Here is a 16400-nt window from a genome sequence, read left to right on the forward strand (position 1 = left end):
GTATTGACATGAGACAGATCTGTCTGTATCATGTCATTGTGACGAGACAGACAGATCTGTCTCGTGTATTATATCAAATCCTCTCGCCTCCAGTCAATTAAGCGAGTAGTGAGAAAGGGGAACTTTCTATGCCAAATACTACACTTTCGGACGCTTCCGCCCAGTTGGAGCGGACTCGCGCCCCCGTCTCCAAAGGAGACGGTCGCAGATCGCGTCTAATGCTGCCGGCTCTGCTTTTACCTGTATTTATGGCAGTGTCGAACACGTTCATCGTGAACGTGGCCACGCCTTCAATCCAGCAAGGGCTCGGGGCCAGCTTCGCCGATGTACAATTCATACTTACCGGGTATACGCTTACGTTCGCCGTTCTGCTGATTATAGGCGCCCGGCTAGGCGATCGATTTGGACGCCGGAGAATGCTGTTCATCGGAGTGGCCTTTTTCACAATCGCTTCTCTGTTCTGCGGCTTGTCTGCCCACGTCACGATGCTCATTGCGTCGCGCGTTTTGCAAGGTGTCGGTGCCGCTCTGTTTATGCCGCAGGTTTTATCCCTTATTCAAGCCAATTATACTCCGGAACGTCGAGGTGCGATCTTCGGCATGTATGGAGCGACCCAGGGAATCGCGGCGACGGCCGGTCAGATCATCGGCGGGCTGCTTCTCCGCATAAATTTGTGGGATCTGGATTGGAGAACGGTGTTCCTGATCAGCGTTCTGCTCGGAGCTCTGATATTGGCCCTGATTCCGTTTATTCCGGAATCCGGCTCGCCTGATCGCGCAGGACTGGATTGGATCGGAGCCGCTCTCGCCGCGGCCGGCTTGCTGATGCTCGTCTATCCGCTCGTGCAGGGACAGCGTGAAGGATGGCCCGCCGGCCTTGTCGTCAGTTTGCTCTTGTCGGCCCCTGTGTTGGTTTTGTTCGCCTGGTATGAACAGCGACTGTTGCGCAGCGGTCGTCTCCCATTTATGAATGTCGACCTCTTTAGGCATAAGGTGTTCACGTTCGGCATTCTCGTCGTGCTGCTGTTGATGTCAACGCAGGGTGCCTTCTTCCTTGTTGCCGCCTACATGCTTCAGCTTGGACTTCATTTCTCAGCTCTGCAAGCAGGCCTTGTAATCGGGTCGATGGGAATGGGCTATTTCCTCGCATCGCTGTTCTCTTCCCGAGTCGCCGCGAAGCTTGGAGCCCATGTACTGACTGTCGGTTCCATCTTGACGACAGCAGGTTACCTGCTGCTTAGTTGGGCGGTCCAAACGACCGGGATTTCATCCGATATTGGCGTATGGATTCCCGCTTTAGCTGTGCTCGGCATCGGTCAAGGCTTCGTCGCCGCGCCACTGACTAATATCGTTTTGGCGAAAATCCGCACAACGGACATCGGCTCCGCATCCGGTGTCATGACAACCAGCATACAGATCGCCTCTACGATCGGAATCGCCCTGATCGGCATCGTTTGGCTTAACGCTCTTGGAGCCCATACCGGCTCGGTCTCCGCCTATCCCGACGCGTTTAACATTTGCCTATATGTGCTGGCCGCCGCCACTGCGCTCATCCTGCCGCTGGCATTGATGCTGGCGAGGCGAAGCGGAGCCCGTCTATCGTAAAAGAAAAGAAGCCCACCGCGCAACGAGGCCACTGAAGAACTTGCTTTATCTTTCCATCAGTCGCTAATGTAGGTCACAAAAAGGACATCCGTTTTGAGTTTCAGAGCGAATGTCCTTCTTAAATGTCCATGTACCCAGTCAGTTCCTATATTTCTAGCATAAATTGTGGCATCACGAATGAGGAGTTGATAGAATGGTACGTATCCTTGATAAAGCGGCCGTCTAGTCGCTTAGTCATTTCAACCCGGCTAAATCGTTTACTATTCGACGTACCTCGCAAAAATCCGGTATAGCATCGACCCCAATACGGATTCCAGTGAATTCCCAACCGAACCGGGTAGATCTGGTGGCAACCGTTGGTGTCCCCTGATCTCGCCCACACGCATGTCGGTCCCTTGAATCAAAGCCATTAGGATGGTTTGCCGGGTTTCATCTTCGATCGCATTCAGCACCTTCTGATTGTTCTTAAATTCGATGGCGATAGCAGCCGCAAGTTCCTGACCTACGGAAATGCCCCCTTATCGTTTAATCGTTAAATTCTTTTTACGGATATAAGATACAACAATCTCGAACACTTCGCATATTGTGACGATTTGTTTGCAGTATTCTGAGTAACACTTCCCATCTTAGCGGAGAAGCTCGGCTGCGAAATGGTAACTTTTCCGGGCCATCACCTTTCCTTTTTCGATATGCCGCGAGAATGGACGGCCGCTCTGCGGGATGTATTTCCTCGGATTGCCGCATAAAAAGTTTCGCCGTCACTTAAGGTACGGTTCCCCGTAATTAATCTTCAACTAAACATGCCCGTTAGCGTAACGAGGCCGCCGATTCATGCCGGCGGCCTTGTCATAGTTGTTTATTAATCTATCGTACCCATTAGTTCAAAGGCTGCAACAGTGCTCGAACGAGATTGCGTAGCGAAGATAAGGTATCCACGTCTATAACCCTTCCATCTGGTCCTAGCTTTTTACTGACAAACGGAACGGCGAGCGTTGCTTGCTCGGGAATCGCTGCACTCATTATCTTCAGAGTCAGTATCAATGATGCTAGCGCTGACGCGCCACCCTCAGCATGCGGGGATGCACTGATAACTGCTGTTAGCTTATTCATGAACTCGCCTGAGGAAACGACCCAATCGAGCGCGTTCTTGAGCGAGCCTGGTACTCCACGAGCATACTCCGGCGTACAGATTACGATCGCATTCGCTGACCGCAAATTTTCCCGCCATTCAACTACCGCCTTATGCGGTTCGGATTTGTCAGCATCTAAGTCAGGACTGAAATGTGGCAAGCTTTCCAGCTTATTGTATTGACGAAAATCCACACCTGTAGGCATCATTTCCTCCATAGATAAGAGCAGCCTCGAATTGGTAGATTCCTTGCGAAGACTTCCGGATATGCTTAGCACTACAAGACGTCGTTCTTCCATTCAGTTCCACGTCCTTTCAACTGATATCGCAAGTATAAACCATAACTCTAATGTCATAGTCAATAGGTTTATGATTCCACCATCTCCTGCTGATCTATGGCAGCAGCCGAGTCTAAATTGTGATTATACTTACCCTCGAGCATGTCAAAAGGAACTGCCAATAAAGCTGCTTGACGTTTAGATTGATCTATTCGTTCAACTATCGTACCAGTTAGTTGAACGACATAACTAACTATTCTATTCCATCTGCTTCATCAATCTCATATTCTCCATCGAGAATACGGTCTATAAATACACTTGGGGACTTATTGAATTTTTTCCAATCTGCATCATGAAGTATATTTAAATTCTGGTGTTCAACGTCATAACTTCCAAGAGCTTTTTTTGATGGAATCCATACTAAAAAACCTAATGAATCGTAAGCATCAACGTCAAACAACAGATTTATCAAACGAATGCCTTCAAACTCCATTTCTGTAACATCCATAATTGAACAAAATTCGATAAAGTCCATATACTTCGAGCCAGGAAGTTCAACACGCTTTCTTTCCTCACCTAATGCTTTTATTATTGCACTTGGCAATCCAGAGCGTTTCAATTCCGTGATCTTATTATCCAAATCATGCAGTTCTTTCGGCTCATAAGAAGCAATTAAATCCATTATTTCTTTATTTTTTTGGCTTTTAGCAATTGAAAACGCGCGGTATCCATAATGGTTTTTTAATGTAGGATCGGCTCCTTTCTCTAGCAAGAAACAAGTAATCTGTAAATGACCATATAAAGCAGCATTATGAAGCGGAGTATTGGTTTTGTCAGGGTGTTTATCAAAGACTTGATAATTAATGTCGGCCCCTTCCTCCGCCAAAAGTCGGACGATCTCTATTTTCCCTCTGCTGGCTGCAATTTGAAGAGCATGTCCCCCGTGCTTGTCTATATCTAGACCTGAACGGAGTAAGAATTTTATTTCATCAATAAGTCCATCATAAGCGGCTTTCCATAATGCGGATGTTCCGACATGAGATATTGCATTGATATCTGCCCCACGGTCAAGCACATATTGAATTTCTTCGATTCTTCCTCTCCCAGAAGCGCAGATAATTGATGGAAATGAAGGATGATTTATTTCCGCGCCATACTCAATCAACAATTTAACAATAGTAAAGTCATATTCTCTATAATAGCCCATGCATATTCTAGATATGTAGCCGTTCCTGAGGCTCGATAATTCAAGTCGATGCCTGAAGCAAGTAATGATTTTACAGTCTCTACATCTTTATTTTTGAACGCATTTATCAATTCTTGATTCATCATGGAGTCTTCACCTTCCTAACATTATATTTATATTCATAACCAATTCGGTTCTCTCATTGAGTTATCCTGCCCGTTACTTCAATGACAATCAGGGAGCAGTCAGGCAAACTACTCCCTGAATATTATTCTGATACATGGACCATTTCCTTCGATCTAGGGGAGCAACATCTGAAGAGGCAGGTAAGTCGGTTGGGGATAGCAACCGTAACTAAACCACAACAACCAGTTTCACAATAAAGGCCATCGTAGGATGTAGGCAAGGTGATATACAATAATTTCCGTCCAAAGAAACTCCGATCTCTTTTGAAGCGTCTAATGAGATAAAATCCTCTCATGCAAAGGAGAACTTGTTATCGTGAGAACTGTGGTTTGGAGACGCTGTGTCCGAGTCGTACTGATGTCTGTCTGGTTGGCTGTTTTTTTCACGAGCCTTGTTTATCAGGTGAATTCCTCCCATGCCTTTGCTCAAAGTAAGTTTGAGCCGCCGAGTATCCCACCCGTTATTTCGCTTCTGGAGGATACGCCGCTTTATCCCGAGCAGGATGAATCCGAGGAGCCCTGGGCATTACTCAGTCCCCAGGATGTGGAGACCGTCGAAGCGGAGAACGAGTGGTATACCAAAGAGTCTGGTGAGAAAGTTTGGATTCGAGTCAAGACGACGTGGCTTGGGGAGCTGTGGATACACTTGGAGAAGGAGAAGATAGGTGTCATCAAGCCTATCGATTCCTATATTCTTCTATTGGGGCCGGCACAGTTGTACAGCCAACCGGCTCAGTCTTCCAAAACAGACGTCGTGCTTACCCCTCAAGTGGTTCATGCGAATGCGATTTTTGATTCTTCCTACTCCTATTTGACCAACAGTTACCGGATTGAAACCTCCTGGGTCGGCGATCAATGGCTTGTCTCCAATCCTTATATGCTGGTCAATGTAGAGGTTCTAAATCAAGAGATGGTACTGCCGACGGAAACTCTCTTTATGGAGGAATACGATACAGCTTATCGGCTCCAGCGGCCATCGGATGCGCGATTCATTCCCCCGCAGAAAGTGTTCGCATTAGAAAGGACGGAGAATGGTGAATACCACGTACGTGGTGAGAATGGAGATACGTTCTGGATCCATCCGGCCTATGCCGAGCCTCAGGGTTCGAAGAAGATTAACGAGACCATCGAACTCACGAAACTGACCGAGCTGCATTTGTTCCCCCAGACATCGCACCCAATTTTCGGTCTGCTCAGCCCGCAGAAGGTGGAGGCTTTTGAGCAGTGGGATGATTCTGAGGGACACCGTTGGTATCGTATTCACAGCTGGAACGGGGATCTATGGATTCAGCCGGATAGCAGCTTATAAGCGGCCTGGGGTTTATGATAGACAGCCTTATAGCTAACCACAATGGAGCGGTTAAGCAAGGGCTCTACGCCTATCGTTATATCCCCCAGCACTGCTACCACTAATTATTTATGAGTAACCATGTAAGTATCTTGTCCGTTACTTTAACGATTCAGGAGCAGGTCGCCAGGCGCCTGCTCCTGTTTTTATGATTATACTATCGTACCCGTTAGCTTAACCCCATACAGAAAACAGCCATCTCCTCCCCAGCGGACGGAAATGGCTGTTATGACGGTACCGGGTGGCTGGACGTGTTTGCCGTCAGCGCGCCTTCGCGAGCTTCGTGCCGCGAACTGATGCCGCAGCGTATACGACAAGCGCTGTCCAGATGAGCGCGAAGCCGATGAGAAGAACCGGCGAGACCGATTCCTTGAACACGAATACGCTCAGTAACAGCATGATCGTCGGCCCGATGTATTGTACGAAGCCGAGCGTGGACAGCGTCATCCGGGCGGCCGCTCGCGCAAAGAAAAGCAGCGGTAGCGCTGTTACCACGCCGGAAAGAAGCAGTTCGACAAACGTGGATACAGGTAGCGTCCATGCCGTCGTCTTTCCCACGGTGGCCAAATAGATCCAGTAGCCGAGCGAAACAGGCAGGACTACAGCCGTCTCCGACAGCAAGCCTACAGAAGCGTCTTGTCCGATCTTCTTCTTCGCGAGGCCGTACAAGCCAAACGTCGCGGCCAGTGAGATTGAGATCCATGGGAACCGTCCGTAGTCGATGGCGATGATGAGCACCGCGGCGCCAGCGATGGCAATCGCGAGCCATTGGCCACGGTTTGGCTTCTCACGAAGGAAGATAACCGCAAGCAGCACGTTCAGCAACGGGTTCAAATAATAACCGAGACTTGTCTCGACGACATGGTCGTTGTTGACAGCCCAGATAAAGATGAGCCAATTAGCAGCGATCAGCAGTCCGCTAGCGGTGAGCGACAGCAGGAGCGAGCGGCTAGCCGCAATCCGCTTCAGGTCACCCCAGCGACGCTGGACGGTGACGAGAATACCCATGAAGACGAACGACCAGACAACCCGATGTGACAGAATCTCGCCTGCCGGCACATCGTTAAACAACTTCCAATAAAGCGGGAGAACCCCCCACATGATATACGCGATAATAGCATTGACCAACCCGTTGTTCATAATCAATTTCCCTCTTCTCACTCCGATGTCTTAACGGATTATACGCTCGATCATCATTTAAGTAAAGGGATTAATATTTTGGCCCAAATAATATGTTACGGTATTGTATCAATTATTATAGGAAGGATGGCATCCCGTGAATTTTGCTTCTGTACGCATCATTATCGTCTCGTCGAGTTCTATGAGATAATCTTAGGTATTTCGGCGGAACGTCCAAAAGGCGGTTTGTTGAGTTATCGTATCCGTTAGCTTAATCATTATGGGTATTTAAATTTAATAATCTCTCACCTAAGTCCACGAGCATCCGGTGATAAGCCTCATCATCTTCTAAAACTCTAAAATATAAGGGTTCGTTAAATGTTACATTAGAAAAAACAATTTCCTCGGACCCTAAAGATCCCTTCCATATAACCCCAATCATCGGGTCTTTCCATTTAGGATTTAGCGATTTTGCTTCCCCTGTGAAAGTCAATATTATCTCTCTATCTTTTATGAAACCATTAAACGGATGACTTGTACAATGTATTGTTGGTACTTCATCAATAAAAGGACGTTTTTCGAATATCAATTCGTTTATTTGCAATTCGCCATTTATATCTCTTTCGCTTTCAAGGGGATAAATCATTAGAAATTTTAAACAATTTTTTGATGATGAATAAAATGCTCGGTAATCTCTCATCTTATTTAGCTCCTTAAATAATGGGTAGAGTCTTTCAACTAATCTCCCGTTAGCGTAACACTGCTGCCGATTTATGCCGGCAGCCGCGTCTTGTTTGATTATTATATTATCGGTTATTTTTGGTATTCTCAAATCTGACCAATGTATTCCCTCTTATAACTGCAATTCCAATATCACCAATATTGAGTGACTCGAAGAGATCTGGATTATAAGTGGCTAATGTAATTATCTCTGTATCATCATTGATTACTGTAATCTCATATGATGTCACTTTATTTGCAGCGCCCATAACAGTAAATGTTTCTTTCTCTTTAAGAACTACTCTTGAGCGGAAACTTCTTTTAGGCTTTAAAAAGTAGATGAATAAGGGGATAGAAATTAACACGATAAACCCCAATATTCCAATAAGCATTTTTATCCTGACCACCTCGATTTACATCATCTTCCCCTATACTACATACAAGATATTAGCGTCGTGTTGAGCTATTGTACCCGTTAGCGGAATCACACATTCAATAATTCCTTGATCTTTTCTATTGAATATCGAGTGCTAGAAGTTCCAGTTTCACAGGAAAACTGTAACCCAATGATTCCAACAAAAGTAACTTATCCTTTTCTTGTTCATTTACCAACGTCTCAACATTAATTCGCCCGTGTTTTAGATGATATTCAAATGCCTTAGTTATTAGAAACTCACTAAGTCCCTTGTTTCCCCATCGTGGGATTACAAACAACCTTTCAACCGCACCAGTTTGCCAACACATAACGCTTCCAACAAGTTCCTCGCCTTCATACGCCCCAATGGTGTGTAATTCTGGTCCCCCCATCATCCATTCCAGCATATTGATGCTTCTATATACAACACCTTGATAAAACTGATTTTCAAGTTCAGTGTATTTTACTCGTTCCTCTTTTGTTTTCATGGGATGATGACGTATAGTAACACCACTTGGCATTTTGAATTTAGGAATGCATTCACTCAACGATTGCTTTGCAAAGTAATACTTTTGATAGGAAGAAAAACCTTGTTCTATGAAAAATTCTCTATCACCATCAAAATCATCCCACGCAACCAACTTTGTTTTCTTTCCAGGATTACGAATCGCTAAACAGATATCAACTAATGAAGGGTATATTATTTTCCTCACTTCATCAATTCGCTCAGAACCCTCTTCGTTAACATGAATCACAATTTCCATTACGTTGTGGTCATCAGCTATTCCTTGACGCACATATCCTACAGTGATGAGTTTACTATCTTCGTTGAATACACAGCTCATCTTTTGGTGCTCAAAATCTTTGTTGTGTTTAAAAAGTGCCCATGCTTTATGGCTTAGTTTCATTACACTATCCTCTAAATCCGAACTATAAGGTCGAACTATCATAGACATCCATACTCTCTCCCTTGCGAGTTTCATTCTCTACATAATACAAAATAAGTAAATATTTACAAGGTAATCTTTAATTAAAAGCAGTTTCATCCACACTGAGGAAAACTGCGCGTTAGTATAACGCGGCTGCTGATCCATACCGGCAGGCACGTCTTGGTTATTCATCGAACTAACGTTCTCCCGTTTGTTGAACGATTACTCGGAATAATGAAAATTTCTACAATCTCATTTAAACTCACTTGTTGATCATCTTCTAAGCTCAGAAGGAAAAATTAGTCCAACGGAATTAAAGCAAGAATTAGCAAAAGGTAAATCGGTTGTGGAAATTGCTGCATCTAAAAATGTATCTAGACAACAAGTGGTTGATGTCATTGCAAAAACACAGGTTGATTTATAAATTCAAGGCGAAAATAGTGGCGATGTTCCAAAAAGCAATCTTTCCAATGAACAATTGTTAAAAGCTGTTGAACCAAAAGTATTGCAAATTATTGAACATAAAACGGAAACTTCGTCGAAGAAATAACAAGTCAAGGGTCTAGATCACAAACATCGTAGGTAGTCGGGGACTAGGTGTATTATAACCCCGAATCTAAACGGTGACCCGCAAGAAGGCATTTTTAATGAAAAGTGTACTTCCTCCGGGTTTTTTAAGTTTCAAGACTACAGATTCAGAGCTTTTATTTATGATTGTGATTCGACAACCACCTTGGGGTTTTAGGCACTCCCCGTTTCACGGCTTACCAAGAGCAAGCTTAGAGGTCGGGCGGCTTCGTTTGCGAATGATAATTACCACGCTGCTGATCGCCTTCAGTCCATGCACTAATTAAAAGACCTGCAGTAAACAAGAATGCACAGCCTATAATCCACAGGGCGCGGATTTAGACAATTACGTTATTTTCAGCCTTATTTCCTCCAGTAGCACCTGCAATTTAACTAAGCAGCCCATTACAAATATTTCAAAAACTTTATACTAACTCTTGAAGTTTACGTAGCGTAATGTCTTATAATCAAACACACCGGTAAATACCTCGCGCGAAAAAGGGGATGATCACGAAACTAGAGTGGAAATTTCGGAAACATGCGAAATTGACGGGATTAACGTTTCGAACATAGTAATACCACATCCAGATCTCGTTGACCGTTCAAGACTTCGCCAAATTATTGAGCGCCATGAGGATGAGTCATTAGAAATATTTTGCCGAGCGGCGAGCGAGCTGGAATCCTCACCTCGACCGGCTTGATGATTATCTCGGCGATATCCGGATGAGCCGCCCCAAGGAGGAGAAAATATTATAAACGAACGATCCATAAAGTACACTACATTTGTTATAGAGCGTAATTATAGCGCTTCACCCGAGCGGGTATGCACCTCTTGGTCGGACCTGTCGGCTAAAGCCCGGTGGTACCCGAAGGCCGACGAGTTCGACTTCCGGGTCGGCGGACGAGAGATCAACCGCGGTAACCCGTCAGGCGGTCCGATCTTTACTTTCGACGCCTGCTATCAAAAGATCGTTCAGAACAGTCGCATCGTTTATACCTATACCCTGGACCAGGGGGAGACAAGGATTTCGGTCTCCTTGACGACGGCGGAAATTAAGCCAGTGAGTAACGGCACACAGCTCATCTATGAGCAAGGCGCCTTCCTCGATGGCCATAATACGCCAGAACAGCGCGAGTACGGAACAAAATTTATGCTGGACAAGCTGAGCGAGCAGCTGGAGAACGAATGATGAACGCTGTGAAAGGGAATGAGATACAAGCCGGCATTCGGGAATGGACAGGGCTCGCCGTACTAGCCCTGCCCGCTCTTCTTGTCTCGATCGACCTCTCCGTTATGATTCTCGCACTACCGCATATTGGTGCCGACCTCGGCGCCGACAGCGCCCAGCAGTTGTGGATCATTGACATCTACGGCTTCATGCTCGCAGGATTTTTAATCACTATGGGCACACTGGGAGACCGAATCGGCCGCCGCAAGCTGCTGTTGTTGGGCGGGTCAGCCTTTGTAATAGCCTCGATATTGGCAGCATTCTCCCGAAGCGCTGAGATGCTTATTTTGGCCCGCGCATTGCTTGGTATCGCCGGGGCGACCGTATCACCCTCGACACTAGCCTTGATAAGTAACATGTTTCGCGACCAAAAGCAGCGCTCCCTAGCCGTCGGCATATGGTTAATGTGCTCCATGGGCGGCATGGCACTTGGACCGGTAATTGGTGGTATCATGTTAGATCACTTCTGGTGGGGGGCGGTATTCCTGTTGGGCGTCCCGGTTATGTTGCTTCTGGTAATAACCGGGCCGCTGCTACTGCCCGAGTACCGTCACCCTGAATCCGGGCGGATAGATTTGACGAGTGTCTTATTATCACTGGGCACCATTCTACCGGTCATATACGGCCTCAAGGAAATCGCCAAGCATGGTCTGCAAATAGTGCCTTTGCTGTTAATTTTGGCAGGTGCCGTCCTCGGCGCGGTGTTCATATCACGGCAGCGCAGTCTGACGTCCCCTTTGCTGGACCTTCGCTTGTTTACGAGCCCCGGGTTCAGCGCCGCATTGGGGGGCATGTTCGGTATTACGCTGACAGGTGCAACCATGCTCTTCGTCGCACAGCACCTCCAGTTCGTACAAGGGTTGTCGCCCCTTGAGGCAGGATTGTACATGCTCCCCGGAGTAATTGCGTCGATGGCCGGGATGTTCCTCTCGCCGCTCATCGCGCGCCGAATCCGCCCAGCCCGCCTTATCGGGACGGGTCTCTTTATCTCGGCAATTGGCTGTCTGCTGCTGACCCAAGTGGGGGTTGAGTCCGATCACACGATTCTGGTGATCGGATATATCTTCTTTAACATAGGCTCTGCCCCGCTTCCGAGCCTATCAAGCGACTTAGTCATCGGCTCAGCCCCTCCCGAGAAGGCGGGATCGGCGGCCTCCATGTTGCAGACCAGTGGCGAATTCGCTTTCGCGCTGGGCATCGCGGTCCTAGGCAGCATCGGCACGATCATTTACCGCGATCAAGTCGCTGGCTCCATTCCTACCGACTTGCCGGCATCCTCGGTACAAGCTTCCCGCGACAGCTTGGCCGGAGCTGTAACCGTAGCGGAAGGCCTCCCCGAGCAGATCGGGACGGCACTTCTCACCGGTGCCCGTGAAGCTTTTACAGGCGGGATGCACGCCGTTGCGGCAGCCAGCGGAGCAATTATGCTAAGTATCATCATCCTTGTCATGACGCAGCTCCGATATGTACAACCAATCGGAGAGACTCAGTCTAACCAAGCCGATAGTATTCCCGAAGCAGTACCAGGCGCTGCCGAAGAAACAAGTTAGTTGCACTGCATAGTTATACGATAAGTAAGATACCGTTGGGTAGTATGATTACATCTCTCTGGTTGAGAGAGTGATTCGAACCGTCGAATGGGGTAAAACCCGGTCACGTTTGCAGTGTGACCTGGCTTTACCCCTGCTTCAACTTCATCCAATTTGATGGGATATGTCTCTTTCCGCTTTAGTGGTTTTTCAATATGCATTGTCACTTAGTTTTTCATCTTTGCTTGTTTCACATCGTTCGTTATAAATGTTTGACTAAAAATAGCTATTAAATGTTGCATTCCAATTTATAAATAAATGCTGCCCGTCACTAGTAATAAAGCTGCCGTTCAACACAGCAGCTCTGTCATGATGATAATTATTGAGTTATCGTATCCGTTAGCTTAATCCGAAAGTCGGATTAAATCCTATCTTAATGCTTTTTCATCACTTGGAAATGCAATCTGTTCTAATACCCAAGGTTTTTCCCCTTTTTTACTATATGATGAAAAATACTCCCTGCCCTTTTCAATTAAATTCCAAACCATCGGTTCTTCAACAACAATCTTTATCACATTTTTCTTTTCCGAGTCGTATGGATTATATGCCATAATCCAAGCTTCCTTATAATCATCAGAATATTTTTTATCTGTAACCTTCAAATACGAAGTTGTAGATGTGTATGACCCGTCAGTACAACCTCCAAGTACAACAACCGTGATAATCAGAAGCAAACCGATATTCCTTATTCTTAACCACCACCTTTATTACGTACTTTACCATTATTGTATGAAAAAAATTGCGTTAAACTGCCCGTTAACGTCTTAGTTATTTCTTTTCACGAGTTGTTTCCCGTCAAATTTAAATACTATGGGTGCACCTTTTTCTTTAGGATTCCATCCTTCTTCAAACGCTTGTCTGATAAAATACTCTACAACATTAGGTCTAATGACTTTTATGTTCAGATGTTCTGTGTTAGGGAAGTTCACCCAAAGGCTATCTATATCTGAAGCGATGTACACTTCAAGCCGTCTTCCTTTATAGGATTCAAGCTCCGCTATCATGATGATATATCCACTTCCAGGGGAAACAGTCCAAACGAAATGTTCTTCATTCACTACAATTTTTCTGGAGGTCTTTTTGTTTATCGTCATTCCTATCTCCCTAAATCCGTATGCTTATACTTCAAGTATCCTCCCGAGAGCACAGGGAGCCGCCCAAATTTTACTGCGGCAGCCCTATGAGAATGGTCTTTTATTGTTCTGATGTTCATATCAAAATCAACCGATTCATTAATAGTTACAAGATTAGGAACAAGTGAATTCAATACTTTGAAATAATGTTTTTGAGGGGGTAGCAACTCTTCAATTTCGCTTAACAATTTTTATTGATTGTTTTTCTTTAGTTCTGTTTATTATCCCGTTATATTTTTCAATATCAAAACTAAAATCTAAGTCATTAATTTTCATTATACTTTTGAGATTCTCAAAATTTTGTATTAACTCTTCAGAGAAACTAATAATTTGATCCCATGAAAAGACAAACTTATTCGAACTTTTGAAACTACGATCCTTAAAAGGGGATTGCTCTGTTACCCAAATCATACTATTGTCCTCGTGGATTACTTGAACATAATAACCTCCACAACCAAATATTCCACAGGTACATGTGAACAAAGGGTATTTCCCTGGATTAAGTAAAGACTTAAAAAACTCTTCTTCAACAAACACATCGTCTTCATTCAACTTATTACTGTTGATATATAGGGAGATTCTCCAATCAACAACAGGAACCATTTTCCCTTTTACTCTTGTTATATTTTTGTATTCTCTTCTAGTCTCTATTTCCATATCAAAAGATAATATATCTTGATTAATTTCATTATCTTTATTTGAAAAAATCTTCATATTTCACCCTAACTTCTTACGATTTTATAGATTAATGCGATATTTCGCCTTTATTTTGAATTTCCTAATTTATTTCTTATAAAAGTATTCGAGAAATTATTAAAACTACCCTGCTAATAACTTAATAAGGCTGCCCGTTTCGTCCGCTGCGGCCGCCCGATGGATTTTGTTGACTATTGTACCCGTTAGTTTACAAACCTCTACTTCCAACTTAACAGATATTTTCAAAACGAGCTATTCCCGCATGCCAGTGAGTTCCATGCCGCAATTTGCGAAATGGAACCGCCTTGCATCCCCGAGGGTGTTATTGCGCATATTGGTTTCGGCCTTGCACCTACTCCATACGTAATCACAGCTCTAACCTGCATCGGGCTTTCGTTCACCTCGAACACAAGATCCGCATGGCCCTTGCAATAGCAACCATCATCATATTCGGCACGAACGTTACTGAAGGATAGTAGTCGAACCCCTTCTTCTTCAGCCAACTGCTTCCAAGCGCTCTCCTTGCTGGACTCCTTCCATTCATGAGCTAATTCTAATCCGGCATCTCAATTCATCAATCCGTAGAAACGTTTGCCCATCAAAAGAAGAAATTCTATCCAGCTGTTCAATTATCCTGCCCGTTACTTCAACGATCAGAAGCAGATCGCCGTGGCGTCAGCTCCTGAGTCTAATCATTTCACCTATCGTACCCGTTAGCGCAATGGTTCTTTGAACTATTAATATTCGCCATGAGCCAAGTTGTCAGAAACATAAATAAATGAGTAGCTACTTGTTAATATTAATGGTGTGCTGATTAAGCACAAAAAAATTTTACAAAGGAGTCAAAAATGACTACCCAACAATCAAATCAAGCAAACAATCAAGCTAGTAATGCAGTATCACAGTCTCAACCAGCTAGTAATGCAGTATCACAGTCTCAACCAGCTAGTAATGCAGTATCACAGTCTCAACCAGCTAGTAATCAAGCAGCAACTTCAGCTAAAAATGAAGCGACACAAGCTCAGACTGCTGGTTCTACAAATCGTTCTGAGCAGAATTAGGTGGGATGCATGAAATGTGCTTATTGTGATAATTTCAGGCAGTTAAAAGGGAAAGAACATCGATGCTATGTATGCACTATAATTAAACCTTTGTCTCGTATGGGTCATAAGTAAAAAGTCCCCTCTAATGAGAGGACTTTCTGGGCTGTGGAGTTCCGATCCTCTCCCATTAAACTTAATAACGCACCTTTCTCACTAGGTTTCCAACCTTGTATGATTGCCTCCGAAATAATTAAAGCTATTTCAGCAGGCATCACGATTTTATTATTGAGTAATTCAACATTCGGAAACTCCACCCAAAATTCGCATCATGCTTATGCCGTTAGAAAATTAGATCAGGAGTTCAGTGGAGTTAGTTACATTATTCTTCCACAAAACGTCTGTAACGCAATAAGAGAATCTCATCGTTCTTTTCTTCAGTTGTTAGATATTGAACCCAATAACGCTCATATTCTGTCAGAATTTCTAAACGAGTGTTATTAAATTCTTGAATGTCCTCATTTAATTGGCCTGTGGGTAAACTATAGCTTCTAAGCACTCCTGCAAGTGCCTCTGTAACAAACTTAATATAAGGTTTATACACATCAATACTAAATAAGTAAAAATCGCTAATTATTGTTGCAGCGAAACCGCATTCAAGCTCCTCAGAGAAAAGTTCAAAACCTGTATGTGGATTTAATTCTTCATTTATTTTTAAATCATATCTATTAGCAATTTTTCTAAGTTCCTCTAATGACGGTACTGTTTCTTCTGCTGGCGCCATATTATTACTCCTTAAGTTTGATCGTCTTCCGCCGTTCCCAATTGATCTATAGTTCGCCGTTAGCGCAACGAAATTCCTCTTTTTTACAGATAATATCGGTGATCTTATAATTTGAGAAGCCTAAATATGAACCAACATCGAAAAGAAAATATTTTATTTTATCGTACCTTTTACTTTTTCAAACGGACAATAGGCTGAGCTAGCACATAGCCTGATGAAGGCATCCCTCAACGGTAAAGTATTTTTTAGCTTTGTATATCGGGTCTATCACGGCAGCCTTCCCACCCGTGTCAACCCATTTTTTCTTAAAGATATATCCCGTTCAGCAAAAATGAGTCATCTGCAGTACTTCCGATAAACACCCAATCCATTCTTGCCCTCCTCACTCTGAGCCAAATTCTAAAAATTAAATCCCCCTTTAGCCGGATGGTGCATTTTTAGAATTGAGA

The 16400-nt window shown here is 44.4% G+C and carries 15 protein-coding genes and 1 pseudogene; 6 read left to right on the forward strand and 10 right to left on the reverse strand.

Going from position 1 to position 16400, the window contains the following annotated elements; all coding sequences use genetic code 11:
- Positions 1-128 precede the first annotated feature (128 nt).
- Entirely contained in the window at positions 129-1604 is a 1476-nt protein-coding gene (locus DVH26_RS19285; RefSeq protein WP_239624238.1) for an MFS transporter, read from the forward strand.
- 876 nt (positions 1605-2480) lie between these two features.
- Here DVH26_RS19285 and DVH26_RS19290 read toward each other — a convergent pair.
- Both DVH26_RS19290 and DVH26_RS19295 read right to left on the reverse strand, forming a co-directional pair.
- Entirely contained in the window at positions 2481-2951 is a 471-nt protein-coding gene (locus tag DVH26_RS19290; RefSeq protein WP_239624240.1) for an NADPH-dependent FMN reductase, read from the reverse strand.
- A gap of 313 nt (positions 2952-3264) precedes the next feature.
- Entirely contained in the window at positions 3265-4218 is a 954-nt protein-coding gene (locus DVH26_RS19295) for an ankyrin repeat domain-containing protein (RefSeq protein ID WP_239624242.1), read from the reverse strand.
- A gap of 480 nt (positions 4219-4698) precedes the next feature.
- On the opposite strand from DVH26_RS19295, the gene DVH26_RS19300 reads away from it, so the two are divergent.
- Positions 4699-5691: an SH3 domain-containing protein gene (locus DVH26_RS19300; RefSeq protein WP_239624244.1), complete on the forward strand. Its 993-nt coding sequence runs from the start codon at positions 4699-4701 to the stop codon at positions 5689-5691.
- Between the two features lie 300 nt (positions 5692-5991).
- Here the strand turns inward: DVH26_RS19300 and rarD are convergent, their stop codons facing one another.
- From rarD to DVH26_RS19320, 4 genes are all read right to left on the reverse strand, one after another.
- The gene (gene rarD / locus DVH26_RS19305; RefSeq protein ID WP_239635427.1) at positions 5992-6870 is read right to left on the reverse strand and encodes an EamA family transporter RarD; all 879 of its coding nucleotides are present in this window, start codon (positions 6868-6870) and stop codon (positions 5992-5994) included.
- Between the two features lie 250 nt (positions 6871-7120).
- Positions 7121-7549, reverse strand: a complete 429-nt coding sequence (locus DVH26_RS19310; protein WP_239624247.1) for a hypothetical protein — start codon at positions 7547-7549, stop codon at positions 7121-7123.
- Between the two features lie 106 nt (positions 7550-7655).
- Positions 7656-7961 (reverse strand): hypothetical protein, encoded by a 306-nt coding sequence (locus tag DVH26_RS19315; protein WP_239624249.1) that lies wholly within the window; start codon positions 7959-7961, stop codon positions 7656-7658.
- Between the two features lie 121 nt (positions 7962-8082).
- The gene (locus DVH26_RS19320; RefSeq protein WP_239624251.1) at positions 8083-8940 is read right to left on the reverse strand and encodes a GNAT family N-acetyltransferase; all 858 of its coding nucleotides are present in this window, start codon (positions 8938-8940) and stop codon (positions 8083-8085) included.
- A 262-nt stretch (positions 8941-9202) separates the two neighbouring features.
- On the opposite strand from DVH26_RS19320, the pseudogene DVH26_RS19325 reads away from it, so the two are divergent.
- From DVH26_RS19325 to DVH26_RS19335, 3 genes and pseudogenes are all read left to right on the forward strand, one after another.
- Positions 9203-9463: pseudogene (locus DVH26_RS19325) on the forward strand (hypothetical protein); the annotation flags it as partial.
- Positions 9464-10232: 769 nt separating this feature from the next.
- Positions 10233-10670, forward strand: a complete 438-nt coding sequence (locus DVH26_RS19330) for an SRPBCC family protein (RefSeq protein ID WP_239635428.1) — start codon at positions 10233-10235, stop codon at positions 10668-10670.
- A complete protein-coding gene (locus DVH26_RS19335; RefSeq protein ID WP_239624253.1) occupies positions 10667-12259 on the forward strand; it encodes an MFS transporter in 1593 nt (530 codons plus the stop codon). Before DVH26_RS19330 ends, DVH26_RS19335 begins: the two co-directional genes overlap by 4 nt.
- A gap of 407 nt (positions 12260-12666) precedes the next feature.
- On the opposite strand, the gene DVH26_RS19340 is transcribed toward DVH26_RS19335, so the two are convergent.
- From DVH26_RS19340 to DVH26_RS19350, 3 genes are all read right to left on the reverse strand, one after another.
- A complete protein-coding gene (locus tag DVH26_RS19340) occupies positions 12667-12972 on the reverse strand; it encodes a hypothetical protein (protein WP_239624255.1) in 306 nt (101 codons plus the stop codon).
- Positions 12973-13062: 90 nt separating this feature from the next.
- Complete coding sequence (locus tag DVH26_RS19345) at positions 13063-13392, reverse strand: hypothetical protein (RefSeq protein ID WP_239624257.1); 330 nt, start codon at positions 13390-13392, stop codon at positions 13063-13065.
- A 210-nt stretch (positions 13393-13602) separates the two neighbouring features.
- A complete protein-coding gene (locus DVH26_RS19350; protein ID WP_239624259.1) occupies positions 13603-14145 on the reverse strand; it encodes a hypothetical protein in 543 nt (180 codons plus the stop codon).
- An 830-nt stretch (positions 14146-14975) separates the two neighbouring features.
- On the opposite strand from DVH26_RS19350, the gene DVH26_RS19355 reads away from it, so the two are divergent.
- Positions 14976-15188, forward strand: a complete 213-nt coding sequence (locus tag DVH26_RS19355) for a hypothetical protein (RefSeq protein ID WP_239624261.1) — start codon at positions 14976-14978, stop codon at positions 15186-15188.
- A 361-nt stretch (positions 15189-15549) separates the two neighbouring features.
- On the opposite strand, the gene DVH26_RS19360 is transcribed toward DVH26_RS19355, so the two are convergent.
- Positions 15550-15951 carry a hypothetical protein gene (locus DVH26_RS19360; RefSeq protein ID WP_239624263.1) on the reverse strand — a complete coding sequence of 134 codons (402 nt, stop codon included), beginning with the start codon at positions 15949-15951 and terminating at the stop codon, positions 15550-15552.
- Positions 15952-16400: the final 449 nt, after the last annotated feature.

The sequence above is a fragment of the Paenibacillus sp. H1-7 genome (assembly GCF_022354825.1).
Classification (GTDB): domain Bacteria; phylum Bacillota; class Bacilli; order Paenibacillales; family NBRC-103111; genus Paenibacillus_S.

Excerpts from the sequence above, each read along its gene's own strand:
- DVH26_RS19310 (WP_239624247.1), bottom strand. The coding sequence starts at position 7,549 with ATGAGAGATTACCGAGCATTTTATTCATCATCAAAAAATTGTTTAAAA.
- DVH26_RS19355 (WP_239624261.1), top strand. The coding sequence starts at position 14,976 with ATGACTACCCAACAATCAAATCAAGCAAACAATCAAGCTAGTAATGCA.
- rarD (WP_239635427.1), bottom strand. The coding sequence starts at position 6,870 with ATGAACAACGGGTTGGTCAATGCTATTATCGCGTATATCATGTGGGGG.
- DVH26_RS19360 (WP_239624263.1), bottom strand. The coding sequence starts at position 15,951 with ATGGCGCCAGCAGAAGAAACAGTACCGTCATTAGAGGAACTTAGAAAA.
- DVH26_RS19295 (WP_239624242.1), bottom strand. The coding sequence starts at position 4,218 with ATGGGCTATTATAGAGAATATGACTTTACTATTGTTAAATTGTTGATT.
- DVH26_RS19345 (WP_239624257.1), bottom strand. The coding sequence starts at position 13,392 with ATGACGATAAACAAAAAGACCTCCAGAAAAATTGTAGTGAATGAAGAA.
- DVH26_RS19350 (WP_239624259.1), bottom strand. The coding sequence starts at position 14,145 with ATGAAGATTTTTTCAAATAAAGATAATGAAATTAATCAAGATATATTA.
- DVH26_RS19315 (WP_239624249.1), bottom strand. The coding sequence starts at position 7,961 with ATGCTTATTGGAATATTGGGGTTTATCGTGTTAATTTCTATCCCCTTA.
- DVH26_RS19320 (WP_239624251.1), bottom strand. The coding sequence starts at position 8,940 with ATGTCTATGATAGTTCGACCTTATAGTTCGGATTTAGAGGATAGTGTA.
- DVH26_RS19290 (WP_239624240.1), bottom strand. The coding sequence starts at position 2,951 with ATGGAGGAAATGATGCCTACAGGTGTGGATTTTCGTCAATACAATAAG.
- DVH26_RS19285 (WP_239624238.1), top strand. The coding sequence starts at position 129 with ATGCCAAATACTACACTTTCGGACGCTTCCGCCCAGTTGGAGCGGACT.
- DVH26_RS19335 (WP_239624253.1), top strand. The coding sequence starts at position 10,667 with ATGATGAACGCTGTGAAAGGGAATGAGATACAAGCCGGCATTCGGGAA.